Source organism: Pseudomonas gorinensis, from assembly GCF_042015035.1.
Taxonomy (GTDB): domain Bacteria; phylum Pseudomonadota; class Gammaproteobacteria; order Pseudomonadales; family Pseudomonadaceae; genus Aquipseudomonas; species Aquipseudomonas gorinensis.
Window position 1 is genome coordinate 2,832,548 of the sequence record NZ_CP167125.1, and the last position, 26,740, is coordinate 2,859,287.

At 61.5% G+C, this 26,740-nt stretch carries 20 protein-coding genes and 1 pseudogene; 10 read left to right on the top strand and 11 right to left on the bottom strand.

Going from position 1 to position 26,740, the window contains the following annotated elements:
- Window positions 1-5: 5 nt before the first annotated feature.
- The 3 genes from AB7933_RS13055 to AB7933_RS13065 all read right to left on the bottom strand — a co-directional run bounded on the left by AB7933_RS13055 (window position 6) and on the right by AB7933_RS13065 (window position 4,034).
- Window positions 6-2,237: a xanthine dehydrogenase family protein molybdopterin-binding subunit gene (locus tag AB7933_RS13055; protein ID WP_024074661.1), complete on the bottom strand. Its 2,232-nt coding sequence runs from the start codon at window positions 2,235-2,237 to the stop codon at window positions 6-8.
- The gene (locus AB7933_RS13060) at window positions 2,237-2,692 is read right to left on the bottom strand and encodes a (2Fe-2S)-binding protein (RefSeq protein ID WP_024074662.1); all 456 of its coding nucleotides are present in this window, start codon (window positions 2,690-2,692) and stop codon (window positions 2,237-2,239) included. Before AB7933_RS13060 ends, AB7933_RS13055 begins: the two co-directional genes overlap by 1 nt.
- 298 nt (window positions 2,693-2,990) lie before the next feature.
- Window positions 2,991-4,034, bottom strand: coding sequence for an LLM class flavin-dependent oxidoreductase (locus AB7933_RS13065; protein WP_024074663.1), 1,044 nt, complete (start codon window positions 4,032-4,034; stop codon window positions 2,991-2,993).
- A 260-nt stretch (window positions 4,035-4,294) separates the two neighbouring features.
- On the opposite strand from AB7933_RS13065, the pseudogene AB7933_RS13070 reads away from it, so the two are divergent.
- Window positions 4,295-5,311: pseudogene (locus AB7933_RS13070) on the top strand (cache domain-containing protein); the annotation flags it as partial.
- Between the two features lie 129 nt (window positions 5,312-5,440).
- A complete protein-coding gene (locus tag AB7933_RS13075; RefSeq protein ID WP_371128942.1) occupies window positions 5,441-6,169 on the top strand; it encodes a methyl-accepting chemotaxis protein in 729 nt (242 codons plus the stop codon).
- A 400-nt stretch (window positions 6,170-6,569) separates the two neighbouring features.
- Here the strand turns inward: AB7933_RS13075 and AB7933_RS13080 are convergent, their stop codons facing one another.
- On the bottom strand, window positions 6,570-7,055 hold the full coding sequence (locus AB7933_RS13080) for a flavin reductase family protein (protein WP_024074665.1): 486 nt from the start codon (window positions 7,053-7,055) through the stop codon (window positions 6,570-6,572).
- A gap of 322 nt (window positions 7,056-7,377) precedes the next feature.
- On the opposite strand from AB7933_RS13080, the gene AB7933_RS13085 reads away from it, so the two are divergent.
- The 3 genes from AB7933_RS13085 to AB7933_RS13095 all read left to right on the top strand — a co-directional run bounded on the left by AB7933_RS13085 (window position 7,378) and on the right by AB7933_RS13095 (window position 12,310).
- The gene (locus AB7933_RS13085) at window positions 7,378-8,784 is read left to right on the top strand and encodes a purine-cytosine permease family protein (RefSeq protein ID WP_024074666.1); all 1,407 of its coding nucleotides are present in this window, start codon (window positions 7,378-7,380) and stop codon (window positions 8,782-8,784) included.
- Window positions 8,785-8,861: 77 nt separating this feature from the next.
- On the top strand, window positions 8,862-11,207 hold the full coding sequence (locus AB7933_RS13090) for an AAA family ATPase (protein WP_150054871.1): 2,346 nt from the start codon (window positions 8,862-8,864) through the stop codon (window positions 11,205-11,207).
- A gap of 2 nt (window positions 11,208-11,209) precedes the next feature.
- A complete protein-coding gene (locus AB7933_RS13095) occupies window positions 11,210-12,310 on the top strand; it encodes an HNH endonuclease (protein ID WP_024074668.1) in 1,101 nt (366 codons plus the stop codon).
- Here AB7933_RS13095 and AB7933_RS13100 read toward each other — a convergent pair.
- The 7 genes from AB7933_RS13100 to AB7933_RS13130 form a co-directional block, all read right to left on the bottom strand.
- The gene (locus AB7933_RS13100) at window positions 12,302-12,868 is read right to left on the bottom strand and encodes a sarcosine oxidase subunit gamma (protein ID WP_024074669.1); all 567 of its coding nucleotides are present in this window, start codon (window positions 12,866-12,868) and stop codon (window positions 12,302-12,304) included. The two genes, AB7933_RS13095 and AB7933_RS13100, sit on opposite strands and share 9 nt — an antisense overlap.
- Before the next feature lie 3 nt (window positions 12,869-12,871).
- Complete coding sequence (locus tag AB7933_RS13105) at window positions 12,872-15,769, bottom strand: 2Fe-2S iron-sulfur cluster-binding protein (RefSeq protein WP_024074670.1); 2,898 nt, start codon at window positions 15,767-15,769, stop codon at window positions 12,872-12,874.
- Window positions 15,766-16,065 carry a sarcosine oxidase subunit delta gene (locus tag AB7933_RS13110; protein ID WP_024074671.1) on the bottom strand — a complete coding sequence of 100 codons (300 nt, stop codon included), beginning with the start codon at window positions 16,063-16,065 and terminating at the stop codon, window positions 15,766-15,768. Before AB7933_RS13110 ends, AB7933_RS13105 begins: the two co-directional genes overlap by 4 nt.
- Window positions 16,066-16,078: 13 nt before the next feature.
- Entirely contained in the window at window positions 16,079-17,320 is a 1,242-nt protein-coding gene (locus AB7933_RS13115) for an FAD-dependent oxidoreductase (RefSeq protein ID WP_024074672.1), read from the bottom strand.
- Entirely contained in the window at window positions 17,302-18,207 is a 906-nt protein-coding gene (gene folD / locus AB7933_RS13120; RefSeq protein WP_024074673.1) for a bifunctional methylenetetrahydrofolate dehydrogenase/methenyltetrahydrofolate cyclohydrolase FolD, read from the bottom strand. Before folD ends, AB7933_RS13115 begins: the two co-directional genes overlap by 19 nt.
- Complete coding sequence (purU, locus tag AB7933_RS13125; RefSeq protein ID WP_024074674.1) at window positions 18,204-19,070, bottom strand: formyltetrahydrofolate deformylase; 867 nt, start codon at window positions 19,068-19,070, stop codon at window positions 18,204-18,206. Before purU ends, folD begins: the two co-directional genes overlap by 4 nt.
- A 1,028-nt stretch (window positions 19,071-20,098) precedes the next feature.
- The gene (locus tag AB7933_RS13130; RefSeq protein WP_041161149.1) at window positions 20,099-20,698 is read right to left on the bottom strand and encodes a helix-turn-helix domain-containing protein; all 600 of its coding nucleotides are present in this window, start codon (window positions 20,696-20,698) and stop codon (window positions 20,099-20,101) included.
- A gap of 282 nt (window positions 20,699-20,980) precedes the next feature.
- Here AB7933_RS13130 and glnT point away from each other — a divergent pair, with 282 nt between their 5' ends.
- The 5 genes from glnT (at window position 20,981) to AB7933_RS13155 (ending at window position 26,728) form a co-directional block, all read left to right on the top strand.
- Window positions 20,981-22,315, top strand: coding sequence for a type III glutamate--ammonia ligase (gene glnT / locus AB7933_RS13135; protein ID WP_024074677.1), 1,335 nt, complete (start codon window positions 20,981-20,983; stop codon window positions 22,313-22,315).
- Between the two features lie 22 nt (window positions 22,316-22,337).
- Window positions 22,338-23,243: a class II glutamine amidotransferase gene (locus tag AB7933_RS13140; RefSeq protein ID WP_024074678.1), complete on the top strand. Its 906-nt coding sequence runs from the start codon at window positions 22,338-22,340 to the stop codon at window positions 23,241-23,243.
- Window positions 23,244-23,254: 11 nt separating this feature from the next.
- Window positions 23,255-23,929 carry a protein glxC gene (locus AB7933_RS13145; protein ID WP_024074679.1) on the top strand — a complete coding sequence of 225 codons (675 nt, stop codon included), beginning with the start codon at window positions 23,255-23,257 and terminating at the stop codon, window positions 23,927-23,929.
- A gap of 14 nt (window positions 23,930-23,943) precedes the next feature.
- Window positions 23,944-25,266, top strand: coding sequence for an FMN-binding glutamate synthase family protein (locus AB7933_RS13150; protein ID WP_024074680.1), 1,323 nt, complete (start codon window positions 23,944-23,946; stop codon window positions 25,264-25,266).
- Window positions 25,267-25,402: 136 nt separating this feature from the next.
- On the top strand, window positions 25,403-26,728 hold the full coding sequence (locus AB7933_RS13155) for an ammonium transporter (protein WP_041160897.1): 1,326 nt from the start codon (window positions 25,403-25,405) through the stop codon (window positions 26,726-26,728).
- Window positions 26,729-26,740: the final 12 nt, after the last annotated feature.

A 26,740-nucleotide genomic window follows, 5' to 3' on the forward strand; every position in this document is an offset into this window, starting at 1 on the left:
GTCGGTTAGCTGAAGGTGTATCGGCTCAATGGCAGGCTGCGGATGCGCTGGCCAGTCAGCTGCGCGACCGCATTGGCCACCGCCGGCGCCACGGCAGGCAGCGGTGGTTCGCCGATACCGCCCATCTTTTCGCCACTTTCGACGATCTTGACGTGCACCTGGGCCATGCGCGAAGGCGGCAGGATCGGGTACAGGTCGTAGTTGCGCGCACGTGGCTTGCCGTCCACGTACACCGCTTCCTCCAGCAAGGTTTGCGACAGGCCCAACGCCACGGCGCCATTGACCTGGGCCTCAATGATCGCCGGGTTGACGATGCTGCCCGGATCGATGGCTTCCCAGATCTGGTGCACCTTGACCTGGCCCTTGTCGATCGACACTTCAGCGATCACTGCGGCGTGGGAGCCGAACGGCGAAGCCATGGCCACGCCGCGCGCGCGTCGAGTGCCGTCTTCGGCGGTGTAGGGGCCACGCTTCCAGCCACCGGACAGCTCGCCCACCGCGTTGAGCAAGGTGGTCAGCCGTGGGTTGTCGCGCAGCAGGTGCAGGCGCAGCTCAAAGGGATCGCGGCCGCCTTTGTCCGCCAGTTCATCAAGGAACGCTTCGTAGAAGAAGTCGTTGAGCGAATTGCCCACCGAGCGCCAATAGCCGAGCATGGCCGGGCCCTTGACGTAGATCTGCGCGATGCGTTTGTTGGGGATGGCGTAGCTCTTGCCCGACAGCCCTTCAAGGGCCGTGGGGTCGAGCTTTTCGCCCTGTTTGCCGGCGATGGCTTCGGTGGGGCCTTCGGTGGCGCTGACTGCCTCGATTGCCACGGGCAAGCCTTCGGCGTCCAGCGCGGCGCGGAACTTGACCACCGCCACCGGGCGCAGCACATCGCGCAGAAACTCTTCCTCGCGGCTCCAGATCAACTTGATCGGACGGCCCACCGCCTTGGCCAGGGCGATGGCCTGCGGGTACGGGCTGGCCGAGTCATACAGGAAATGGCGGCCGAAAAAGCCGCCCAGCAGGGGCGAGTGCAGGTTGATTTTGGACGGGTCGAGACCGGCGCGCTTGGCGATGTCGGCGCGGAACAGGTCGGGCGCCTGGTTGGGCAGCCAGATGTCCAGCGTGCCGTCGGGGTTGAAGCGTGCCAAGGCCGACGGCGGCTCCAACTGAGCGTGGTTGACGTATTGATTGTGGTAGGTGGCTTCGACCTGAGTCTTGGCGCCTGCCAGGGCGGCGGCGACGTCGCCTTGGTTTTCGTCGTCGCGGGCTGGGCCTTGTTGGGCCGCAAGAAAATCACGGTACGTGTCGCTGGAAAAATTCGCCGGCATCACGCGCACGCTGGCATCGGCGGCAGCTTCCTGCCAGTCGACCTGGATCGCCTCGACGGCGCGCTTGGCGTGCCACCAGCGTTCGGCCACGACGGCGACCGCCCCAGGCAGTTGATGCACCGAGTGCACGCCTTTCATGGCTTCGACCTGGGCCTGGTTGCGCAGGCCGCCCACGCTCATGCCCAGGCGCGGCGCGTGCTGCACGGCGGCGTGGAGCATGCCGTCGACCTTCATGTCGATGCTGTATTGCGCCTTGCCGGTGGATTTGTCATAGGCATCCAGGCGCTTGACCGGCTTGCCGATCCAGCGGAACTGGCTCGGGTCGCGCAGGGTGATGCTGGCCGGGTCGGGCACCGGCATGTCCAGCGCGCGACTGGCCAGCTCGCCGTAGCCCAGTGAGCGGCCAGACGCGGCATGAACCACACGGCCCGGCTGGGTGGTCAGCTCGGCCAGCGGTACGCCCAACTGCTCGGCGCCGGCCTGCAACAGCATGGCGCGGGCCAGGGCGCCGAGGCGGCGCATGGTCGGGTAACTCATGCGCACCGACATGCTGCCGCCGGTAATGCGCATGCCGTTTTCCATCACCACATACGCTTCACCGGGCGGCGCGGCTTCGACGATGAACGTGGCGGGGTCGGCGTCCAGCTCTTCGCCGACAATCTGCGCCATCGCGGTATGGGTGCCTTGGCCACCTTCCATGAAGGGGCTGAGCAGGCGCACGCTGCCGTCCGGGCGGATCTCCAGGAACGCCGGCACCTGGGTGCCGCGTTCCGCCGTGGCGGCGGCCTGCACCCGGGCAGAGCCCAGCGGCAAGCCGAATCCGATGACCAGCGCGCCCACGGCCGTGCTGGCCAGAAAGCGCCGGCGCGACAGGTTGATGGGCTCGCTCAGCGACAGGTCGGGTAGCTCGTAGCGCGTGTTCATCAGGCGTTCTCCTGCTTGGCCAGGTCATGCACCGCGGTACGAATGGCGTTATAGGTGCCGCAGCGGCACAGGTTGACCATCGCTGCTTCGATCTGCGCATCACTCGGCGCGGGGGTGTGCTTGAGCAGCGCGGTGGCGGCCATCACCTGCCCGGACTGGCAGTAACCGCATTGCGCCACTTGATGCTCGACCCAGGCGGCGACCACCCGCTGGCCCACCGCATCGGCCTCGATGGCCTCGATGGTGGTGATCTCGCGACCGACCACACCCGCCACCGGCGTGACGCAGGAACGCACCACGTTGCCGTCCACCAGCACCGAGCAGGCGCCGCATTGCGCCAGGCCGCAGCCGTACTTGGTACCGGTCAGCCCAAGGTCATCACGGATGACCCACAGCAATGGCGTGTCGGCGTCGGCATCGACCTGATAGGACTTTTGGTTGATTCGTAGCTCCATGATGCATGGCTCCGTGGCTCATCGGCTGATCTTCGGTCGGTGGGGCTTTTTTCTTATGCGAGCGACAGGCGCTCATTGTCGAACTCTAGACCAGGGGGCAAGGGCTATCTATCAAAGCGCCGATAAGTCGGAGGATCAGGCAAGTATTCAAGAGGATTGGGCGATCGCGGCGCGGCAGGCCGCTCCCGGTGCGGACCTGTTCGGCTTTCGGGGGGCGTCTGGTTGGGGGCGGTGTATCAGTTGGCAAAGCAGCCGTAGGCGTGGCGGAACATCCCCACCGGCCTACGGCTCATATCAATCAACGAAACGCTGGCACGACCTGCTCGATAAACAGCGCCAGGGATTTCTTCTTCTCGGCGTGGGGCAAGCTGTTGTCGCACCAGAAGCTGAACTCATCCACGCCCAATTCCTGGTAGTACTTGATGCGCGGGATGATCTCTTCGGCGGTGCCGATCATCGCGGTCTTGTGCAGGCTGTCCAGTTCGAACTCGGGGCGGGCGGCGAATTTTTCCTCCGGGCTTGGCGCCAGGAAGCCGTTGACCGGCACCTCTTTGTTGCCGAACCAGGCATCGAAGGTGCGATAGAACTTGGAGATCGCCTTGGCCCCGACTTTCCAGCCCTCTGGATCGTCGGCGGCGTGTACGTGGGTGTGGCGCAGCACCATCAATTGCGGGCGCGGCACCGCCGGGTTGTTGTCCAGGGCGGCCTGGAATTTGTTCTTCAGGTCGAGCACCTCTTCATCGCCTTTCATCAGCGGCGTGACCATCACGTTGCAGCCGTTGGCCACTGCGAAGTTGTGTGAGTCCGGGTCGCGGGCGGCGATCCACATCGGCGGGTTGGGCTTTTGGATCGGTTTGGGCACGCTGGTGGAGGTGGGGAACTTCCAGAGGTCGCCATCATGGGCGTAGTCGCCCTGCCACAGTGCGCGCACCACCGGCACCATTTCGCGCAGGGCCTGGCCACCGCTGGAGGCGGGCATGCCGCCGGCCATGCGGTCGAATTCCACCTGGTAAGCGCCACGGGCCAGGCCGACTTCCATGCGGCCGTTGCTGATCACGTCGAGCAAGGCGCATTCACCCGCCACCCGCAGCGGGTGCCAGAACGGCGCGATGATGGTGCCGGCGCCCAGGTGAATGGTGGTGGTCTTGGCCGCGAGGTAAGCCAGCAACGGCATCGGGCTGGGCGAGATGGTGTATTCCATGGCGTGGTGCTCGCCAATCCATACGGTGCTGAAACCACTGGCTTCGGCCATCAGGGTCAGTTCGGTCAAGTCTTCGAACAGCTGGCGGTGGCTGATGCTTTCATCCCAGCGCTCCATGTGTACGAACAGGGAAAACTTCATGACGCTTACCTCGGATCTATTGTGATCGGCCTGTCGACTGCGGGCCCTTGAATGCTCACGCCCTTGTGAAGCCTGCCAGTGATGACGGCTGTTCGGCGGATTGATTGTTGGTATACCATAATACGGAATATCCGCAAAACTTTTCTCTCCAACGGTCGCACTCTCACCTCACAAGGAAGGCGAGCTAGATGAACATAAAACAAAAATTGATCCTGGCCTTTACGGTGATCGCCAGCCTGCCGGTGATTCTGGTGGCTGTGATGATCATCCTCAACGTGCGTCATGAAGCACGGGATGGCTTTATCGACGGCAGCGAGCGCGAGATCCGCCAGGTCGACAACGCCATGCAGCTGTTTTTCGAGGGCATCAGCCAGAACGTCGCCTACCTGGCAGCGCACCCGCAGTTGCAGGGCATTGATGGCGATGTGAAACGCTACCTGGCCGCCGATGCTGCGCGCGTCGCCCCCGGCGTGCGTGACGAGCAGGTGTTCAAACTGTTCGAAGGCTTGGCCAAGAGTCATTCGGCCTATACCTATCTGTCCTTGGGCACCGAAGACGGTGGTTATGTGTTCTGGCCCGGCGACCCCCAGCTCGCCAGCTACGACCCGCGCACGCGTCCCTGGTACAAAACCGCGATGGCGCAGCCGGGCAAGACCCTGCGCACCCAGGCCTACTACTGGGCCGCCGACGATGTGGTGCTGGTCAGCACCGTGCAAAGTTTCAACAGCCGCCAGTGCAAGCCGGGTGGGGTGGTGAATATCGACGTATCGCTCAAGCAACTGACCGACCTGGTCAAGCAGATCAAGTTGGGCGAGAGCGGCTACCTGATGCTGATGGAGGCCGACAATACCGTACTGGTCGACCCGAATGACCCGTCCCACAACTTCAAGGCGCTGGGCGAGTTGGGCGAGGGCTACCGGCAGTTGAGCGAGGCCGGCCCGGGTTTGGTCCAGGTCGAGCTGGCGGGGGAGCGCTACATGGCGCTTGTCTGGCCATCCAAGGCGTTGGGCTGGCGATTTGTCGGGGTGATGCGCGAAAGTGAAGTGATGGCCGGCGCGGCGCGCCTGACCTGGCTGATCGCAGCCATCGCGCTGGTGTGCGCGGTGCTGTTTGCCGGGGTCGGGGCCTGGTTTGCCGGGCTGATCGTCAAGCCGATTCGCGGCGTGGCCAGTGGCCTGGAAGGTATCGCTCAAGGCGAAGGTGACCTGACCGCGCGCCTGGCGATCAAGGGCCGCGACGAGACGGCGCAACTGGCCGGCTGGTTCAACCAGTTCCTCGAAGCGATCCGCACGCTGATTCAACGCATCGGCCAGGCCGCCGGGCAGATCCACAGCAGCTCTGGCAGTGCCACTGAAGTCTCGGTGGAAATGGCCGAAGTCGCCTCGCGCCAGCGCGAAGCGGTGGACATGGTCTCCACCGCGTTTCATGAAATGGTCGCCACTTCCAACGAAGTCGCGCGTTCCTGCAGCCAGGCCGCCGACTCGGCCGACAACGGCCAGCGCCAGGCCCATACCGGGCAGCAACAGATCGACGCGGCGGTGAACAGCGTGGGGCGCCTGAGCGAAGAAATCGGCCACTCCGCCCAGGCCATGGAGCAACTGGAAAAAGACAGCAACGACATCCAGTCGATCCTCGGCACCATCCGCTCCATCGCCGAACAGACCAACCTGTTGGCGCTGAACGCTGCCATCGAAGCCGCGCGGGCGGGTGAGCAGGGCCGTGGTTTTGCGGTGGTGGCGGACGAGGTGCGCGCGTTGGCCAAACGCACGTCGGACTCCACCGGCGAAATCGACGGGCTGCTGGGTAACCTGGCGCGGCGCACGCACCAGATGGGCAAGCAGATGCATGCCAGCCTAGAGGTGTCCCAGGAAACGGTGGTGTCGATCAACGACGCTCGCGAAAGCTTCGGGTTGATCCGTGAGTCGGTGGACGTGATCCGCGACATGAACACGCAAATCGCCACCGCCGCAGAAGAGCAGCACCAGGTGGCCGAAGACATCAATCGACATATCAGCCAGATTCACGGGGATGCGCAATTGGTGGCAAGCCTGGCCGACGCCACACGCCAGGATGCACAGCAATTGACGGCGTTGTCGCAGACGTTGAATCAACTGGTCAGCCGGTTTCGAACCTGACCTGTATCTGGCCGTCATCCCGCAATCAAACTGTGGGAGGGGGCTTGCCCCCGATGGCGGTGGGGCAGCGACAAATAAGCTGGCTGTTCCACCGCGATCGGGGGCAAGCCCCCTCCCACAGGATTGTGTGTGTTGCTTAGGCCAGTGTCCTGCCGGCGCTGATCAGCCGGTTTCGAACCTGCCCTGCATCTGGCTGACACTCTGCCAATCAAACTGTGGGAGGGGGCTTGCCCCCGATGGCGGTGGGTCAGCGACAAATAAGCGGGCTGTCCCACCGCGATCGGGGGCAAGCCCCCTCCCACATGTCTAACCGAGTACACCAGACACGACTCCGGTTGGCTCTAAGGCACACAGAAGCCAGAGCAAAACCAGACCGAGGGCTACCTGATGATTGTGTGGCTCAGGCCGGCAGCGGCAGGGCGCCCATCTTGCCGTGGCAGTACACCAGTGGCCCGGCGTTCTGCTGGGGCACGATCAGGTTCTTCACCGAGCCGACCATGATCGCGTGGTCGCCGCCTTCGTATTCGCGCCACAACTCGCACTCGATCACCGCCGTGGCATTGGCCAGGATCGGGTTGCCCAGTGCGCTCAAGGTCCATTCGATGCCTTGCGCCTTGTCCTTGCCCTTGCGCGCGAACGCGTAGGCTTCGCTTTGCTGGCCTGCGGAAAGGACGTGGATGGCAAAGCGCTTGTTCTTGATCAGCACCGGGTACGAGTCGGAACTGTAGTTGGGGCAAAACAACACCAGGGCCGGGTCCATGGATAACGAGCTGAAGGCGCTGGCCGTCAGCCCGACGATTTGCCCGTCGTCATCCAGCGTGGTGATCACGGTGACCCCGGACGGAAACGAACCCATCACTTGTTTGTAGATGGCGGCATCGATCATGGGACGGTCCTCTGCGGGTTGAGCGGCTTTTATAGGTTTGTAGGTATGATGGTATACCGTAATACAATCCGTGCAACCGCTTTTTCAATCGCCCGATGAACGTCGATCCTGGCTCTTACAGCCAATAAATACGGGGACTATGCCAGGAAATAACCGCGTGCCCTGTGGCACACTTGCGGATCAGATGCGCGCTGAGACTACGGATCAGTCTTGTGAAAATGTTGGAATACCATAATATGGTGTTCATCTGAGGGGCGGCCGCAGAGCTCCCCCGGTTTGGCGTCAAACAACTATAAGATCAGACAAACGCGAGTTCATTTCCATGCCCCAGATGTCCCGGCAAGACCCCCTGATCGAGCATCACACGGTCGATTACGTCCCCCTCGCAGAGCGCCATGGAAAGGCCCGCGACCTGTTCACCTTATGGTTCAGCACCAACATTGCACCGCTGCCCATCGTCACCGGCGCCATGGTGGCCCAGGTGTTCCATCTCAACCTGGTGTGGGGGCTGCTGGCGATTGCCCTTGGGCACCTGCTCGGCGGCATCGTGATTGCCCTCGCATCGGCGCAGGGCCCGCGCATGGGCATCCCGCAGATGGTGCAGAGCCGGGGCCAGTTCGGCCGTTACGGTGCGTTGCTGATCGTGTTCTTCGCCGCGCTGATCTACATCGGTTTCTTCATTTCCAATATCGTGCTGGCGGGCAAGTCCATCGTCGGCATCGTGCCGTCGGTCCCGGTGCCGGCAAGCATCCTGATCGGCGCGCTCGCCGCCACGGCTATTGGCGTGATCGGCTACCGCTTTATCCATAGCCTCAACCGTATCGGTACCTGGGTGATGGGCAGCGCGTTGCTGGCGGGGTTCGTCTACATCTTCGCCCATGACCTGCCGGCGGACTTCCTCACCCGTGGCGGCTTCAACGCGGCCGGCTGGCTGGCCACCGTATCGCTGGGGGTGATCTGGCAGATCAGCTTTTCGCCCTACACCAGCGACTACTCACGCTACCTGCCGGCGGATATCGGCATCACTCGGCCATTTATCGCGACTTACCTGGGCGCGACCCTTGGCACCATCCTGTCCTTCGCCTTTGGCCTGGTCGCGGCATTGGCCACCCCCGAAGGCACCGAAGCCATGCTCGCCGTCAAGCAAGCCACCGGCTGGCTGGGGCCGATCCTGATGGTGCTGTTCCTGCTCAACATCATCAGCCACAACGCTCTGAATCTGTATGGCGCGGTGCTGTCGATCATCACCTCGGTCCAGACCTTCGCCAGCCACTGGACCCCCAGCATCAAGGTGCGCGTGCTGCTCTCAGGCGTGATCCTCGCCGGTTGCTGTGTCGTCGCGTTGGGCGCGTCGGCGGACTTCATTTCGCAATTTATCGGCCTGATCCTCGCGCTGTTGCTGGTACTGGTGCCGTGGGCCTCGATCAACCTGATCGACTTCTACGTCATCAAGCGCGGGGTCTATGACATTGCCTCGATCTTCCAGGCGGATGGCGGGGTGTACGGGCGTTTCAACCTGCATGCGATCGTGGCGTATTTCCTTGGCATCCTTGTGCAACTGCCGTTTGCCAATACCTCGCTGTATGTGGGGCCGTGGGCCAACCTGGTGGAAGGCGCGGATTTGTCGTGGCTGGTGGGGTTGGTGGTGACGTGTCCGTTGTATTACTGCCTGGCGACACGGAATCAAGCAGCCAAGCAGGTAGCGGCGCGGTTGAAGTACGTAGAGTAAAACTGCGCGTTGGAGTTTCCTTGGTGGCGTAATGCTATTAACCTTGCTCTCTTTTGAAGGTCTTAGGGAAGAGAGCGATGCAGTTTTTTGAGCGCAGTGCCGAGCCGCCGCCGAAATTTTTCCGTGGAAGCGTAGCGAGTGGGGCCCGGCACCGGTTGCTGCAATTTTTTGAATTGGATCCGGTAGAACGTGCGCAGACGCGTTTTTCAGATCATGCGCTCGACCTCAAGGACGGTACCGTGTTCGATGGGCTCGGGCGTTTATTTCGGGGTAAGTGCGCATTTTGTGAAACTCGGGGTGAGACATTTCCCTATCGGTTTCGACCGTCAGCTTCTGCAACGCCGGAAGCTAAAAATAGTCATCTGTATTACAGCTGGCTTGCTAATGCCTGGGAGAATATTTACCCGATTTGCCATCGCTGTGTACCACGCCAATCAGAATTTTTCCCAGTAACAGGCAACCGTGTACGTCTGCCTGATATTGACGATATTCAGTGGTACGTTGATGAGGATTTGGGATCGTGGCGGGGCTACCCTATTGCCGAAAGACAGCTTTTAATCGACCCCTGTCGTAACGAGCGCTTTTACGATTATTTCTTTATATCAATTACAGGCATGTTGCAAAAGCAGGGGGCAAGGGGCGCCCTAACAATTGAGCACTTCAAGCTTAATCGTGAAGATTTGGTGGAAAAACGCCGTATCAGGTTGGGGGAGTATCGAAGGTTGCTTCTGACTCCCGACACCACTGAACGCCTGGTAGTTGTTGAGGGAAATTTTCCGATTTTCGACTTCTCCAATCTGGAGTTTGGTGGTTTGTGGTATTTACAGTGCCGAATGATAGTTCAGCATTTATCACGTGCACTTAAGAAAAAGGTAGATGTTTCGCGTACCAAAGTGGGTCATTCATTTCGTGCCCTGTCCCTGCATAAAGGTTTTGATGAATATCGGGAAATATTGCAGAGCTGGATTGAAACGGGTGATTTTGGCCGTTACCCGTCGATCGCAATAACTCAGCCGGAGCGTGTCGAACCAACGAGTATGTCGGACGAGCAACTGCCCGTTACTCCCTCGGTATACCCTTCTTTGCTTTCAATTGAGCTGACCCATTTTAAAGCCATCGATTATCTCAAGTTGCAACTGACTCTTCCAAGCGCGGATTCGGTATTAAGCAGTGAACCAATGCATTCGGCCATGTTGATCCTAGGAGAAAATGCCACTGGAAAAAGCTCGATTCTTGAGGCTACCGCTCTTGCATTGTCTGACCGGAAAACTCGAAAGGCTCTAGGGCTGAAAGCTAGCGACCTAGTGCTAGATTCGACTCAGCTAGGTGCGAAAAACCAGGATGGGATGCTTTCAGCTCAGATTCGCCTCGGCTTTGACGAGGGTCCCGATACTGTGTTGGAGATCAATAAAGCGGGTTGGAAACCGCAGACATCGTTTTTGCGTCCCCCAGTGTTTGCCTATGGCGCATTTCGCCAGTACCAAAAAAATAGCGATAAATTCAAGCTTGGACATTCGGTGTTCAACCTGTTCAATTCCAACCGCCTATTACCAGACCCCGAGCCTTGGCTGTTGGCGTTAAAAGATGATGACCTCAATGAGGTGACGCGTGCCTTACGCTTTATTATGACTGTCGAGGAAAATATCCAGGTCATTGAGAAATCTGAGGACGAACTACGTTGCTTTATTGTCACAGTGCAAGGCGGTGTGAAGGTCAAGACACCCCTCACGCAGGTGTCCTCGGGATACCGTTCCGTGCTAGCAATGGTCTGCGACATCATGCGCAGGCTGATGGACCGCAGCACTAACCCGCACTATCAAAGTCTGGAAAACGCCCGTGCCATTGTGCTGATCGACGAGGTGGAAGCCCATCTGCACCCACGTTGGAAAATCCAAATCATGGGGGCTTTGCGCATGGCGTTGCCAAAGGTCACCTTCATCGCGACAAGCCATGACCCACTGTGTGTGCGCGGCATGCGTAACGGAGAAGTTATAGTCGTTCATCGCACTACAACGACTTCAGACGGGGAGGGGGGCGACACGGAGCAAAGGGCGCTTGTAGAGCAATTGCAACATCTGCCCGACATTAGCCAATTAACTATTGAGCAACTGTTGACCTCAGATTTTTTCAATGTTGCCTCAACCGACCAGCCAGTGATGAATCTGAAAATGGCCAAGCTTGCCGACTTGTTGAGCGCAAGCTATCGGGGCGAACTTTCCGACCCTGAAGATCAGCAACTAGTTGCGCGTTTCAAGCAGGAGATCAACGACGTTTTGCCGGTGGGTACAACTCGTGGACAACAGGTGGTGCAAGAGGCGGTCGCTAGATTTCTTCAGGCCCGGACCACTGCTTCCAGCGAGCAATTAAAGGCATTAGATGAAGCGGCCAAACGTGAAATCCTAGACCTCCTGGAGGGCTTCTGAGCATGCGTTATGTGGACCGAAGTCAATACTCCACGCCAAAGGTGATGGTCGCCGTTCTTGGCCACCGTTCGGAGGCGGAGCTTGAGTTGGTGAAGGTGGAGGCATACATCAAGGAAAAAGCGCGAATCCGCGCGCTGAACGAGCAGAACAAAGCGCAGGCAAAACTGGCAGGACTAAAGCCTCCCGCGACCGTCGCTAAACCGCCATCGCCCTTTCAGTTATACGGGCACGATAGCGTCCGTGCGCGACTCAATGAGATGTTCCACCGCAAGTGTGCCTACTGCGAGAGTCTCTATTACGCAACGTCGGCGATGGAAGTTGAGCATTACCGACCCAAAGAAAGCGTGCAAGGCGAAGCGGATCACGAGGGTTATTGGTGGCTAGGTGCTGCTTGGGACAACTTGTTGCCCAGTTGCATCTACTGCAACCAACGTCGCAGCCAAAGCTTACCTAGGGCATCAGGCAAACCTGTGGTGCTGCTGGAACATAAAGGGCAGTTCGAGGATCCACGTTCCGCATTCACGGGCAAAGGTACGCATTTTCCGGTCTTGGGAGCACGTGTAACCGACCGGACGGGTGATAGCTCCAAGGAGCTCCCCTTGTTGCTGAACCCATGCCTGGATCAGCCGAAAGATCACCTGGATTACTACATAGATTTCAAGAATATCATCGGGCTGATGTTGGCTAGGCCGAATGTGGGCGCAATCCCTTCGAGCATCGGACTCGACCCGAAAACCCGGGAAGAGTTTCGTGATGAGTTGGCTTTGACCCTCAGGCACAACCTCGATCTGCGAGGTTCGGTCTCGATTCTGATCTACGGCCTTAACCGCCTGGGGTTGGTGCAGGATAGAACTCGCGTGCTACGTCAGCTGATGTTCATGGAAAGTCAGGTGGTGGAAATTACCACCTTTATCAAAAAATTGAAGTTGCGGGCGTCCAAGCCCGCATACGATTACGCCGACGAGGACAAGCTTATCGAGCAGGGATTGAAGCACCTGCGCGACCGTACCGTACAACAAATGAAATCCATGGCCAAACCCCAGGCACCTTACTCCATGATGGTTCGGGCCTATCTTGAATGCTTTACGGCACGCCTAAACTGACTGATCCACGCCGCCAAACTCCTCCAACGCATCCACTAACGCGCCCTCGAAGTATTCCTTCGAGGCGCGATCCCACAGGATATGAAACGCCGGCACCTCCACGCTCCCTGTGTGGATGACAATCGCATTGACCCGCGCCACCGACGTCTGCGCCACCGTTCCCGGTTTGAACGCCGGGTGGCTGAGGTCGACGCCGCACAGCTTGGCCATGACCTGGGCAATCACACCGCCGCTGAGCCGCACACAGGCATGGCTGTCCTGGCGCGGCAGCAGGTAGTTGGCGCGGTGGTCGAGTTCCCAGCGCGCTTCTTCATCGGCGATGCGCTGGCCCTCATCCTGGGGGCTGCCCAACAACAGGTATTCGTTCTGCGACAGGCGCGCCACCCAACCGCCGTCGGCCTGCGCGAGTGCGCGGTTGGGCGCATCGGGCAGGGTGAAGCCGCGTGCGTTGAGGTACTCGGCGCTTTGCGTACCGCGAAAGCCAACCCGGGGCAGGTCGGTCTGATCTTGCAACTGGCAGGCAGGCGTGAACAATTCGTGGGCTTTCAGACTGGTCATGGCTTAACCCTCCTGGCGTTGGTTGGTGGGGTCGAAGAACGGCAGTTGCACCACCTCGGCCTGGACGACGATGCCGCCCTCGACGCGAATCGGAATGCGCTGCCCCGGTGTGCTCTGGTCGATCCCGGCATAGGCCAGGCCGATGATACGGCCCAGGCTGCTGGAGTATTCGCAGGAGGTGACGTTGCCGCTGATGTCCGCGCCGTTGAGCACCAGGTGGCCTTCCAGCGGTTGTACGCTGCCCTTGGGCAGGCTGAAGCCCACCAGTTTGCGTTTCAGCGGCTGGGCTTCGAGGATGTCCACCGAGCGGCGGCCGACGAAAAACGGCTTGGTGCGGCTCACTGCCCAGCCCATGTCGATTTCCGCCGGGTGGGTCATGCCATCGGTGTCCTGGCTGATGATCACGTGGCCTTTTTCCAGGCGCAGCAGGCGCTGGGTCTCGACGCCGAAGGGGCGAATGTCAAAGGCCTTGCCGGCCGTCATCAACGCGTCCCACAACGCCAGGCCGTGGCGCGCCGGTACGTGGATTTCATAGCCCAGTTCGCCGACGAAACCCACCCGCAGCAGGCGGGCCTTGATCCCGGCCACCGTGCCCTGGCGCACGCCCAGGTAGGGGAAGCCTTCGGCACTGAGGTCGAGGTCGCTGCACACCTGTTCCAGCACCTTGCGCGAATCCGGCCCGGCCACGTTCACCGCACAGATCGCTGCCGTGACGTTGGTCACGTCCACGTCCAGGCGCCACTGCGCGTTCCACTTGAGCATCTGCTGGTAGATGCGGTCGACGCCGCTGGTGGTGGCGGTGACGTAGAAATGCTTGTCGGCCAGCCGCGCGCACACGCCGTCGTCGATCACCACGCCGTGTTCATTGGTCATCAGCGCATAACGCGAACGGCCCACCGGCTGCTTGAGGAACGCAAAGGTGTACATGCGGTTGAGCAGTTCGGCGGCGTCCGGGCCGCGTACATCCAGGCCGCCCAGGGTCGACACATCGATCAGGCCAACCTTGTTGCGCACGTGCAGCGCTTCGGCCTGCATGCAGGCTTCGCGGTCCTCGGGCTTGCCATAGTAGGCCGGGCGTTGCCAGATACCGGCAGGCATCATCTTCGCCCCGGCTTGCACATGGCGCGCGTGCATCGGCGTTTGGCGGTAGGGGTCGAAGGCACGCCCGGCGACATGCGCGAGTTTTTCCGCCACGAATGGCGGCCGTGCGGTGGTCACTCCGGTTTCACTGATATTGCGCTGGGTCGCCCAGGCCACCAGCCGCGCGGTCGGCAGCGCCGAGTGGCGCCCCTGGGACGGGCCCATGCCGACCGTGGAGTAACGCTTGACCAACTGCACATCGCGGTAGCCGATGCGGGTGGCGTTGACGATGTCCGCCACTTGCAGGTCTTCGTCAAAATCCACGAAGTCCTTGCCCTTGGGGTGCGGGAAGATTGGCCAGTGGAAGTTGACCTGGGCTTCGCTGCGCAGCGGCACGCGCGGGCTGGCAGTCTTCAAGCCGAGGGCGAGCACACTGTCGGCGGCGGCATTGGTGGCGTCTGCCAGCACGTTGTCCAACTGGTGCCGACCGTGCACGGAGCCGGCCACATTCAGGTTCTGCGGTAAACCGCTGAGGCTGAACTCCGCACGCGAGTCGTCATAGGCCAGCTTGCCACCGGCCTGGCACAGCAACTGATAGACCGGCATATAACCGGCGGACATGCACAGCAGGTCGCAGTCGATCACTTGCCCGCTGGCGCTGACCTGGCCCTGGCCGGTGATCTGACGCACGTCGACGCCCTTCACATGGCGCAGGCCTTTTTCATGCAGGGCCTCGAACACCGTGCTGTTGGTCAGGCACGGGATCTTACGCTGGGCCAGGGCCGCGGGCAGGGCGTTGTCTGCCGGAGCGTGACGCAGGTCGATCACGGCGGCCACGTCGACGCCCTGGTCATGCAGGTCGAGGGCGGCGAGGTAGCCGTCATCGTTGCCGGTGAGCACCACGGCGCGCTTGCCGGGCTTGACCGCATAGAGCTTCATCAGGCGTTGCGCGGCACTGGTGAGCATCACCCCCGGTAGATCGTTGTTGCGGAAAACCACCGGTTGGTCGAACGAACCGCTGCACACCAGGCACTGTTGCGCGCGCACCTTATACAGGCGCTTGCCCTGGATCACCGGCAGGTAGTTGTCGGTAAACCAGGCATTGCAGGTGGCATCGGTGAGCACTCGGATATTCGCGTGCTGCTGCACCGCGTCCAGCAACTCGCGGCGCAAGGTGTCGGCGCGGGTGCCGGCGATATCGAAGCGCGCATAGGTCAGCGACCCACCGAGGATCGGCTGCTGTTCGATCAGCAACACCTTGGCTCCGGCATTCGCGGCGGTCAGCGCGGCCTGCAAGCCGGCGGGGCCGGCACCGATCACCGCGAGGTCGGTAAACAGGTAGGCCTTGTCGTAGTACTCGGGTTGGAACCTCAGGTCGAGCACGCCCAGGCCGGCTTTTTTACGGATGATCGGCTCCCAGACTTTCCACATGCCCTTGGGCTTGTAGAACGAGCGATAGTAGAAACCCACCGGCATGAACCTGGAGAACTTGCCCAGGTAGGCGTCCTTGTCGTTGTCCAGCGAACCGTTGACGTTCTGCGCCGTCACGGCCAAGCCGGCGGACAGCGCGTGGGCATCGGCCAGCACGTTGGGTTCGCGGGGCAGTTGCACCAGGCTGTTGGCGTCCTGGCCGGCCATGGTCAAGGGGCCGCGTGGGCGGTGGTATTTGAACGAACGCGACATCAGGAAGCGCCCGTTGGCGAGCAGGGCACTGGCGATGCTGTCGCCCTGCAAACCTTGGTAGGGCAGGCCGTCGAAACTGAAATCGAGTGGCTGGTCACGCTGGATCAGCAGGCCCATAGGGGCGGGGAGGCGGTTCATCCGGCGATCTCCTTGGCGGTGGTGAAGTCGACGCGGGTGGTGAATAACTCGCGGGGATCGAAGGTGCGCAGGATTTCATCGGTGACCGTGTGGCGTTCGGCGAGGAACCAATAGCTGGAGGGCGTGTGCATCCACCATTCACGCACCACACCGGCGAGGTTGTCGGTGTTGAACACGTAGTCGGCCCATTCGGCATCGCTGCACGTCACTGGGTCGGGCATCGGTTTGAATTCACCGCCATAGGTGAACTCGCTGATATTGCGTGGCCCGTTGAGCGGGCACATCATGATTTTCATAGTCCGCTCTCCGTCAGTGACTGGCCGCCGTGGCGCCCATCTCGTTGACTTGCTGGAAGGTCGAGAAACGTTCGAGACCAAACGGCTTGATCAGCTCCGGCACCTTGCCGCCGCTGGCGACCAGCTCGGCCATGGTCTTGCCGCAGATCGGCGTGGCCTTGAAGCCCCAGGTGCCCCAGCCGGCGTCGAGGTAGTAATTTTTTACCGGCGACAGGCCCATGATCGGGCTGTAGTCGGGGGTCATGTCGGTGATCCCGGCCCACTGGCGCATCAACTTGGCATTGGCGAGGAAGGGGAACATCTCGATGGCATGGGCCAGCAGGCTTTCCTTGAGGTCCAGGGTCGAGCGCGTGTTGAACAGCGGGTAAGGGTCGGAGCCACCGCCGAACACCACTTCGCCGCGGCTGGTTTGCTGCACGTAACAGTGCAGCGCCGAGGAACTGACCAGCGGATCGAGGAACGGCTTGAACGGCTGGGTGACCATGGCTTGCAGTGGGAAGGTCTGGATCGGCGAGCGAATGCCGGCCTTGGCCATCAGCAGCGAGCTGTGCCCGGCAATCGCCTGCACCGCGCAGCCGCACCGGATGGTGCCGCGATTGGTCTTCACCGCCGTGATGGCGCCGTTCTCGATCACCAGGTCCTGCACTTCGGTGAGCTGATGGATTTCCACGCCGCGCTTGGCCGCCTGCTTGGCGTAGCCCCAGGCCACGGCGTCGTGGCGCGCGGTGGCGCCGTCGATATGCCAGAGCCCGGCGATCACCGGCAAGTGGCCGGGGTCGAGGTTGAGGCTGGGCACCAGCTCGCGGATCTGCTGGCGGTCGATCATCTCGGTACGCCCGCCGAAGTGCTTGTTGACCTCAGCGCGCTGGCGGAACGAACGCACGGTGGCGTCGGTGTGGGCCAGGGTCAATTGGCCGCGCTCGGAATACATGATGTTGAAGTCGAACTCGTTGGACAGCGACTGGAACATCTTCACCGACTCGGCATAGAAACGAACGCCCTCGCTGGTGAGGTAGTTGGAGCGGATCACCGCGGTGTTGCGCGCCGTATTGCCGCCGCCCAGGTAAGACTTTTCCAGCACTGCGATATTCGTGATGCCGTGGTACTTGGCCAGGTAGTAGGCGGTCGCGAGGCCATGGCCGCCGGCGCCGATGATCACGACGTCATAGCTGGCCTTGAGTTCCTTGGGCGGTGGCAGGTCCACCTCCACCGGGTACTCCGAACTCAGTCCGTATTTCAATAGATTGAATGGCATACGGCCTCCGATTGGCTGCGTAGGGCGTGGTATTGCGCGAGGGCGGCGGCCACGGTGTTTTTCATCAGGAAGGCAATGGTCATCGGCCCGACACCGCCGGGCACCGGGGTGATGGCGGCGACATGGGGCAGGGCGCTGTCGAAGTCGACATCGCCCACCAGGCGGCTGCGGCCGTCGTCGTCAATGCGGTTGATGCCGACATCGATCACCACCGCGCCAGGCTTGAGCCAGCTGGCGTCGATCAAGCGTGCACGGCCTACGGCGGCGATCACGATATCGGCCTGTTTGCACAGGGCCTGGGCATTTTGGCTGCGCGAATGCAGCACGGTCACCGAGCAGTCCGCCTTGAGCAGCAGCGCGGCCATGGGTTTGCCGACGATGTTCGAGCGGCCGATCACCACCGCGTGTTTGCCGCGCAGGTCGCCGCAGGTTTGCTCCAGCAGGTACAGGCAGCCGCTCGGCGTGCACGGCGTGAGTACCGCGCGCCCCTGGCTGAGGCCGCCGACGTTCTGGCTGTGAAAACCATCGACGTCCTTGTCCGGTGAGATGGCCTCCAAGGCACGCAGTTCGTCCATCTGCGCCGGCAACGGCAATTGCAGGAGGATGCCGTGGATCGCCGGGTCGGCATTCAGTTGGCCGATCAGGATCAACAGTTGTTCGGTGCTGGTGTCATCGGGCAGGCGATGCTCCACGGAGCGGATGCCCACCTCTTCGGCGCGCAGGATCTTGTTGCGCACATAGACCTGGCTGGCCGGGTCGTTGCCCACCAGGATCACCGCCAGGGCCGGTTGAATGTCTTGCGCATGCAGGTGCGCCACGTCCTCGCGCACTTGCAGCAGCACCTGCGCGGCGGCGGCTTTGCCGTCGATCAGTGTGGGCGCGCTCACCGGAACACCACCGTTCTGTCCTGGTTGAGGAAGACGCGGTGCTCCAGGTGGTACTTGACCGCCTTGGACAGGGCCACGGTTTCGGTGTCGCGGCCGATGGCGACGAGGTCGTCGGGCTTGTACACGTGGTCGACGCGCTGTACTTCCTGCTCGATGATCGGGCCCTCATCCAGGTCGCTGGTCACGTAGTGCGCGGTGGCGCCGATCAGCTTCACGCCGCGTTGATAAGCCTGGTGATAGGGCTTGGCGCCCTTGAAACCGGGCAGGAACGAATGGTGGATATTGATCGCCCGCCCCGACAGTTGCCGGCACAGGTCGTCGGAGAGGATCTGCATGTAGCGCGCCAACACCACCAGTTCGGTGCGGGTGTCGTCGACGATCTTCATCAGCTCGGCTTCCTGCGCGGCCTTGTTGTCCTTGGACACCGGCAGGTAGATAAAGCGAATACCCTCACGCTCGGCCATGGGCCGCAGGTCGAGGTGGTTGGAGACGATGGCGGTGATGGTCATGTCCATCTCGCCCTTGTGGTAGCGGTAGAGCAGGTCGGTGAGGCAGTGGTCGAACTTGCTCACCATCAGCATCACGCGCATCGGCTCGCGGGTGTCGTACAGTTCCCACTGCATATCGAAGGCCTGGGCGACCTCGGCGAAACCGTCCCTGATCTCTTGCAGGTTGCCCGCATGGCCATCGTTGAAACGGAACACCGCGCGCATGAAGAAGCGGCCGCTGAAGTCATCGTCGAACTGCGCCATCTCCCCGATGTAGCACGCCTTGTCTGCCAGGTAGGTGGTGACGGCAGCGACAATGCCGGACACCGCGGGACAAGTGACTTTGATGATGAAATGGTTTTTTTCGTGTTGCATGACACGTCCTCGGGATGATGGCGGCAGCTCATCGCATAGCGAAAAAATGTCTGAGGACAGCAGGCTCATTCCTTGAGCGCGTTTTCTTGTGGGGAATAAAATATTCCTGAAGTGGCTTTATAGGGGAATGGGGGCGGGGCGTCTAGGGGTTTTGGGAAAGATTTTTAACTGGGGGGAAATTTTTGGGTTGGGTTGGGTTGAGTACATATCCGTTATTTAGGTAACGGCGGCTGGCGGTTCCGCTCTTACAGCGGGTCACTTTTGGCAAACGCAAACGCCCCAAAAGTAACCAAAAGGTCTGTGCCCACCACTCGGCACCTCGCTTAGGCTCGGTGTGCCCTCACTCCGGCTTTGGAGCGTGGGCCGCCGTCATGGGCCATCCCTGGCCCAGGACGGCTAACCCGGCGTCCTGCCGGGTTACCCACGCTCCAAGCCTGCGTTCGGCCAGCGTGGTTTAACGGGGCGCCGAAGATCAAAAGCCAAAGCGCGGCGGCCTTCGAGCCGACCGGTGTTGTGGCTGGTGTACTCGGTTAAGTGTGGGAGGGGGCTTGCCCCGATGAGGGCGTGTCAGTCACTTATTTGTTAGCTGACCCGGCGCTATCGGGGCAAGCCCCCTCCCACATTTGGATCTCCACAGGTCAGATATCTCCATAAGTCAGGTAGACCTCATTCTGCTTTTGCTCTGCTTTTGCTCTGCTTTTGCTCTGGCTTTTGATCTTGATCTTAGGCGCCCCGTTAAACCACGCTGGCCGAACGCAGGCTTGAATCCGTGGGTAACCCGGCAGGACGCCGGGTTAGCCGTCCTGGGCCAGGGATGGCCCAGGACGGCGGCCCACGGATTCAAGCCGGAGTGAGGGCATGCCGAGCCTAGGCGAGGCACCGAGTGGTGGGCAGGAGCCCTTTTGGTTACTTTTGGGGCTCTTTTCCAAAAGTGACCCGCCGTAAGGGCGGAACCGCCAGTGGCCGTTACCGCAGAAACGGATATGTACACGAAACCCCCACCCCCAAAATAACGGATATGCCCACGATCACTCCTTATCCCCCCCATAATTCATAATCGACAACAACCGAATCGGCACCCGCACCAACTCCTCCGGCCCATGAGGAATTTCCCCCTCAAACGTCAAGCTGTCCCCAGCCTCCATCCGATACAGCTGATTGCCATGCCGATAAATCAACTCCCCCTCCAGCAAATGCAAAAACTCCGTCCCCGGATGAGCAAAGGTCGGAAACTCCTCACTGGCGTCATCCATGCTCACCATGTACGCCTCGAAACTCTTCTTCGGCCCGCGCGTATGGTTGAGCAGGTGATAGGTATGCCCCTTCTCGGTCCCCCGGCGCACCACTTCCATGCCCTGGTCAGCCTTGACCAGCAAGGCGCTGCCATCCTGCTGGTCGTATTCGCTGAACAACTTCGATAACGGCAGCCCGAGCACATCGCACAGGCGGCTCAAGGTATCGAGGCTGGTGGACACCTGGGCGTTCTCAATCTTGCTCAACATGCCCTGGCTGATATCGGCAATCTTCGCCACGTCGGACAGCTTCAGGTCCTGGGCCTGGCGCTGGCGTTTGATCTGCAGCCCCAGGTATTGCTCGAGCTTGAGGCGCGGGGCGGTTTCGGTGGACATGATCATCGGCTCCTGCACGGTTTCCGTTCAGTAATATTATTTTCGCACTGGGAAAGTGCAAGGTCTGGCGCTTGAAGGCCACCCCGCTGTACGTATTCCTGCGGGGAAAAGAATTTTCCCATATATACAGCACAAAAGCGCTTTCACCGGCACATCAATCCGCCGCTCGCGAATCTGGCAAGGGTATTGCATTCCTGTTGGGAAACTAACTTTCTTTTTAGGAATAAAAAGACAGCCTAGGCCCACCCACACGGTTTTGCCTTTCGCGAGGAGTGACACGCAATGTTGCCAGCAGAAACCCAGCGCATCATCGACAAGCACGGGATCAAGTACGTGCTTGCGCAGTTTGTGGATATACACGGGGCGGCCAAGACCAAGTCGGTGCCGATCTGTGGGCTCAAGACCGTGGCCGAAGAGGGCGCGGGGTTCGCCGGGTTTGCCATCAGCGGCATGGGCATGGAGCCTCATGGCCCGGACTTTATGGCGCGCGGCGATCTCTCGACATTGACCCCGGTGCCCTGGCAGCCAGGTTATGGGCGCGTGGTGTGCGTCGGTCATGTCGACGGCCAGCCCCATCCCTACGACAGCCGCTACGTGTTGCAACAGCAGGTGCAGCGCCTGCAGGACAAGGGCTGGACGCTGAACACCGGCCTGGAACCCGAATTCAACCTGATGCGCCGCGACGAGCAGGGCAAGTTGCAACTGGTAGACCCCAGCGACAACCTCGACAAGCCTTGCTACGACTACAAGGGCCTGTCCCGTTCGCGGGTGTTCCTCGAGCGCCTGACCGAAGCCTTGCAGGCGGTGGATTTCGAGGTCTATCAAATCGACCACGAAGACGCCAACGGCCAGTTCGAGATCAACTACACCTACAGCGACGCCCTGACCTCGGCCGACCGTTTCACCTTCTTCCGCATGGCCGCCGGCGAGATCGCCAATGACCTGGGCATGATCTGTTCATTCATGCCCAAGCCCGACCCGAAACGCGCCGGCAACGGCATGCATTTTCACCTGTCGATCAGCAGCGCCGAGAACAAAAACCTGTTCCATGACGCCAGCGATCCGAGCGGCATGGGCCTGTCGAAGCTCGCCTATCACTTCGCCGCCGGTTTGCTCGCCCATGGCCCGGCGCTGTGTGCGTTCGCCGCGCCCACGGTCAACTCGTACAAGCGCCTGGTGGTCGGCAACTCGTTGTCCGGCGCCACCTGGGCCCCGGCCTTTATTGCGTTTGGCGCCAACAACCGCTCGGCCATGGTGCGCGTGCCGTATGGCCGCCTGGAGTTCCGCCTGCCGGATGCCGGTTGCAACCCGTACCTGGTCAGCGCCGCGATCATCGCCGCGGGCCTGGACGGTATCGATCGCCAGTTGGAAATCGACCACGTCTGCAACGAAAACCTCTACAGCCTGAGCCTTGAGCAGATCGCTGAACGCGGCATCAAGACCCTGCCGCAATCCCTCAAGGAAGCCTGTGACGCGCTGGAAGCCGACGCGCTGTTCGCCGAAGTACTTGGCCCGCAGATCGTGGGCGAGTTCATCAAGCTCAAGCGCATGGAGTGGGTGGAGTACAGCCGCCATGTGAGCGACTGGGAAATCCAGCGCTATACCGAATTTTTCTGACACCGTGTGACGGAGACTTGTTATGTGTGGAATCGTAGGCCTGTACCTGAAGAATCCGCGGCTGGAACCCCAGCTCGGCCAGCTGTTTGAACCCATGCTGCAAGCCATGACCGACCGTGGCCCGGACAGCGCCGGTTTTGCCATCTACGGCGATGAAGTCGCCGATGGCTGGGTCAAGCTGACCCTGCAAGCCACCACCGAAGCCTTCGATTGGAAAGGCTTGATGGGCGAGCTGGAAGGGCGCCTCGGCTGTTCCCTGGACTGGTTCCAGAACGCCAGCGCCGCCGTGTTGAAGATCCACGCCGACGAAGCCCTGGTGCGCCAGGCCCTGGCCGAACTGGCGCCGAGCGTACGCATCATGAGCGCCGGGCAGAGCATCGAGATCCTCAAGGGCATGGGCCTGCCCGAGGAGATTTCCCAGCGCTTCGGCCTGGCGAGCATGCAGGGCAGCCACATCATCGGCCACACGCGCATGGCCACCGAAAGTGCGGTGACCATGGAAGGCAGCCACCCGTTTTCCACCGGCGCCGACCTGTGCCTGGTGCACAACGGCTCGCTGTCCAACCACTTCCGCCTGCGCCAGGAACTCAAGCGCGAAGGCATCCACTTCGAAACCGACAACGACACCGAAGTCGCCGCCGGCTACCTGACCTGGCGCCTGCAACAGGGCGATTCGCTCAAAGAGGCGCTGGACCATTCCCTGGAAGACCTCGACGGCTTCTTCACCTTCGCCATCGGCACGCGCAACGGTTTTGCGGTGATCCGCGACCCGATTGCGTGCAAGCCGGCGATCCTCGCCGAGACCGACGACTACGTCGCCATGGCCTCCGAGTACCAGGCGCTGTCGAGCCTGCCGGGCATCGAGAACGCGCGGATCTGGGAGCCGGCACCGGCCACGTTGTACATCTGGGAACGCCAGTCGGCTTAAGGAGCGCACACATGAAAACCATCGATCTTTCCACCGCCACCGTGCGTGACCTCAACCAGGCGCTGCACGCCCAGGCCATCGACAACGAATGGCGCGTGATCCATTCCAACGGCAAGCACAACCTCGCGGTGGGCGTGAACCAAGCCGTGTCCATCGATATCGAGGGCCACGCCGGCTACTACTGCGCGGGTATGAACCAGCAGGCTTCGATCACCGTGCACGGCAATGTCGGCGTGGGCTGCGCCGAGAACATGATGTCCGGCTCGGTACGGGTCAAGGGCAGCGCCTCTCAGGCGGCCGGGGCCACGGCCCATGGCGGCTTGCTGGTGATCGAGGGCGATGCGGGCGCGCGTTGCGGGATTTCCATGAAGGGTATCGACATCGTCGTCGGCGGCAGCATCGGCCACATGAGCTGCTTCATGGGCCAGGCCGGGCGTTTGGTGGTGTGTGGCGATGCCGGCGATGCGCTGGGCGATTCGCTGTACGAAACCCACATCTACGTCAAAGGCACGGTGGAGTCCCTGGGCTCGGACTGCGTCGAAAAAGAGATGCGCAGCGAGCACCTCAAGGAGCTGCAAGAGCTGCTCGACCGTGCGGGTTTCGCCCACCAGGCGGCGGACTTCAAGCGCTACGGCTCGGCCCGTCAACTCTACAACTTCAAAGTCGATAACGCCTCCGCGTACTGATCAGGAGCTCCACCATGACTGAACAAACCCCTCCGGTCCTGCGCGAGTCGGCCACCTTCGACCGCCTGACCATCCAGGAAATCCAACGCGCCGCCGAAACCGGCATCTACGACATTCGCGGCGGCGGCACCAAGCGCAAGCTGCCGCACTTCGATGACTTGCTGCTGCTTGGCGCCAGCGTGTCGCGCTACCCGCTGGAAGGCTATCGCGAGAAGTGTGGCACCGACGTGATCCTCGGCAACCGCTTCGCCAAGAAGCCGATCCACCTGAAGATCCCAGTGACCATCGCGGGCATGAGTTTCGGCGCGCTGTCGGCCAATGCCAAGGAAGCCCTGGGCCGTGGCGCGACCATCGCGGGCACCAGCACCACCACCGGTGACGGTGGCATGACCCCGGAAGAGCGCGGCCAGTCCCAGCATTTGGTCTATCAATATTTGCCGTCGCGCTACGGCATGAACCCGGATGATTTGCGCAAGGCCGACGCCATCGAGATCGTCCTCGGCCAGGGCGCCAAGCCCGGCGGTGGCGGCATGTTGCTGGGCATGAAGGTCACCGAACGCGTGGCCGGCATGCGCACCTTGCCCATCGGTGTGGATCAGCGCAGCGCCTGCCGCCACCCGGACTGGACCGGGCCGGATGACCTGGCGATCAAGATTGCCGAGCTGCGCGAAATCACCGATTGGGAAAAACCGATCTACGTGAAGATCGGCGCGAGCCGGCCGTATTACGACGTGAAGCTGGCGGTCAAGGCCGGTGCCGATGTGATCGTGCTCGACGGCATGCAAGGCGGCACCGCCGCGACCCAGGAAGTGTTTATCGAGCATGTGGGCATTCCGATTTTGTCGGCCATCCCGCAAGCGGTACAGGCTTTGCAAGAGATGGGCATGCATCGCAAGGTCCAGTTGATCGTGTCGGGCGGGATTCGCAACGGTGCCGACGTGGCCAAGGCCATGGCGATGGGCGCGGATGCGGTCGCCATTGGTACGGCGGCGCTGATTGCCCTGGGCGATAACCACCCGAGGCTGGACGCGGAACTGAAAAAGATCGGCTCGGCCGCCGGCTTCTACGACGACTGGCAGAACGGCCGCGACCCGGCCGGTATCACCACCCAGGACCCGGAGCTGTCCAAGCGCCTCGACCCGGTGGAAGGTGGGCGGCGGTTGGCCAACTACCTGCGGGTGATGGTGCTGGAGGCGCAGACCATGGCGCGTGCGTGCGGCAAGTCGCACCTGCACAACCTCGACCCCGAGGACCTGGTGGCGCTGACCGTGGAATCGGCCGCCATGGCCCGCGTGCCGCTGGCCGGGACCAGCTGGGTGCCGGGTTCGAGTTACTGAATTACCCCCCCTGTGGGAGCGAGCTTGCTCGCGAAGATCGTCAACGATAACGCTGGCACCCTGGATGAACGCGTTGCCTGGACGTTTTTCGCGAGCAAGCTCGCTCCTACACACTTCTGTTGCAGGAGCTTTGAACATGGTCAATCGTCTTCTCGGCAAATCCCTCTTCGGTTTATTCGCGGCCGGTGCCTTTGCACCCTTGGCGTACGCTGCTGATGCACCCACCTTGAACACCGGCAGTACCGCCTGGATGGTCACCGCCGCCGTGCTGGTGCTGTTCATGTGCTTGCCGGGGCTCGCGTTGTTCTATGGCGGCCTGGTCCGCGCGAAAAACATGCTTTCGCTGTTCACCCAATGCTTTGGCATCGCCGGGTTGGTGGGCGTGCTGTGGGTGATCTACGGCTACAGCATGGTGGTCGACACCACCGGCATGGTCGAAGGGCAGGTGACCTTCAACAGTTTTGTCGGCGGCCTGAGCCGTGCCTTCCTGGCCGGCATGACCCCGGAGAGCCTGGTGGGGGATATTCCGGAAGGGGTCTTCGTGACCTTCCAGATGACCTTCGCCATCATCACCCCGGCCCTGATCGCGGGAGCCTTTGCCGAACGCATGAAATTCTCGGCGGCGCTGCTGTTCATGGCCATCTGGTTCACCCTGGTCTATGCCCCAGTGGCGCATATGGTCTGGGGCGGTTCGGGGGCCTTGATGCATAACTGGGGTGTGCTCGATTTTGCCGGCGGCACCGCCGTGCACATCAATGCCGGTGTGGCGGCACTCGCCGCGTGCCTGATCCTCGGCAAGCGCAAGGGCTACCAGAACACGCCGATGCCTGCGCATAACCTGAGCCTGACCATGGCCGGCGCGGCGATGCTCTGGGTCGGCTGGTTCGGCTTCAATATCGGCTCCGGCGGTGGCCTCAGCGGTACCTCGGGCATCGTCATGCTCAATACCCAACTGGGCGCGTGCGCCGGGATTCTCGGCTGGATGTTCACCGAGTGGTTCAAGGTCGGCAAACCCAGTGCCCTCGGCCTGGCCAGCGGCGCGTTGGCCGGCCTGGTGGGGATTACCCCGGCGTGCGCTTATGTGGGGGTGGGTGGTGCGTTGGCCATCGGTCTGCTGTGCGGGGTGTTCTGCTACTTGAGCGTGACCGTGTTGAAGCGCCGCTTCGGCTACGACGACAGCCTCGATGTGTTCGGCCTGCATGGCATCGGCGGCATGATCGGCGCGGTGTTGACTGGCGTGTTCTGTGTTCCGTCCATGGGTGGCCTGGTGGAAGGTGTGACCATGGGGGGGCAGGTGGTCGCCCAGCTCAAGGGGGTGTTGTTGACCACGGTGTATTGCTTTGTGGTCAGTTGGATCATTCTCAAAGTGGTCAATGCCCTGGTCGGCTTGCGGGCCCATGAGTCGGTGGAAGAGATGGGCCTGGACCTGGCCGAGCACAACGAGCGCGCCTACAACCACTGAGAACCCTGTAGG

Excerpts from the sequence above, each read along its gene's own strand:
- AB7933_RS13115 (WP_024074672.1), bottom strand. The coding sequence starts at position 17,320 with ATGCCATTCAATCTATTGAAATACGGACTGAGTTCGGAGTACCCGGTG.
- AB7933_RS13095 (WP_024074668.1), top strand. The coding sequence starts at position 11,210 with ATGCGTTATGTGGACCGAAGTCAATACTCCACGCCAAAGGTGATGGTC.
- AB7933_RS13055 (WP_024074661.1), bottom strand. The coding sequence starts at position 2,237 with ATGAACACGCGCTACGAGCTACCCGACCTGTCGCTGAGCGAGCCCATC.
- AB7933_RS13065 (WP_024074663.1), bottom strand. The coding sequence starts at position 4,034 with ATGAAGTTTTCCCTGTTCGTACACATGGAGCGCTGGGATGAAAGCATC.
- purU (WP_024074674.1), bottom strand. The coding sequence starts at position 19,070 with ATGCAACACGAAAAAAACCATTTCATCATCAAAGTCACTTGTCCCGCG.
- AB7933_RS13130 (WP_041161149.1), bottom strand. The coding sequence starts at position 20,698 with ATGTCCACCGAAACCGCCCCGCGCCTCAAGCTCGAGCAATACCTGGGG.
- AB7933_RS13060 (WP_024074662.1), bottom strand. The coding sequence starts at position 2,692 with ATGGAGCTACGAATCAACCAAAAGTCCTATCAGGTCGATGCCGACGCC.
- AB7933_RS13110 (WP_024074671.1), bottom strand. The coding sequence starts at position 16,065 with ATGAAAATCATGATGTGCCCGCTCAACGGGCCACGCAATATCAGCGAG.
- AB7933_RS13085 (WP_024074666.1), top strand. The coding sequence starts at position 7,378 with ATGCCCCAGATGTCCCGGCAAGACCCCCTGATCGAGCATCACACGGTC.
- glnT (WP_024074677.1), top strand. The coding sequence starts at position 20,981 with ATGTTGCCAGCAGAAACCCAGCGCATCATCGACAAGCACGGGATCAAG.
- AB7933_RS13080 (WP_024074665.1), bottom strand. The coding sequence starts at position 7,055 with ATGATCGATGCCGCCATCTACAAACAAGTGATGGGTTCGTTTCCGTCC.
- AB7933_RS13075 (WP_371128942.1), top strand. The coding sequence starts at position 5,441 with ATGGTCTCCACCGCGTTTCATGAAATGGTCGCCACTTCCAACGAAGTC.
- AB7933_RS13150 (WP_024074680.1), top strand. The coding sequence starts at position 23,944 with ATGACTGAACAAACCCCTCCGGTCCTGCGCGAGTCGGCCACCTTCGAC.
- AB7933_RS13145 (WP_024074679.1), top strand. The coding sequence starts at position 23,255 with ATGAAAACCATCGATCTTTCCACCGCCACCGTGCGTGACCTCAACCAG.
- AB7933_RS13105 (WP_024074670.1), bottom strand. The coding sequence starts at position 15,769 with ATGAACCGCCTCCCCGCCCCTATGGGCCTGCTGATCCAGCGTGACCAG.
- AB7933_RS13090 (WP_150054871.1), top strand. The coding sequence starts at position 8,862 with ATGCAGTTTTTTGAGCGCAGTGCCGAGCCGCCGCCGAAATTTTTCCGT.
- AB7933_RS13100 (WP_024074669.1), bottom strand. The coding sequence starts at position 12,868 with ATGACCAGTCTGAAAGCCCACGAATTGTTCACGCCTGCCTGCCAGTTG.
- AB7933_RS13140 (WP_024074678.1), top strand. The coding sequence starts at position 22,338 with ATGTGTGGAATCGTAGGCCTGTACCTGAAGAATCCGCGGCTGGAACCC.
- AB7933_RS13155 (WP_041160897.1), top strand. The coding sequence starts at position 25,403 with ATGGTCAATCGTCTTCTCGGCAAATCCCTCTTCGGTTTATTCGCGGCC.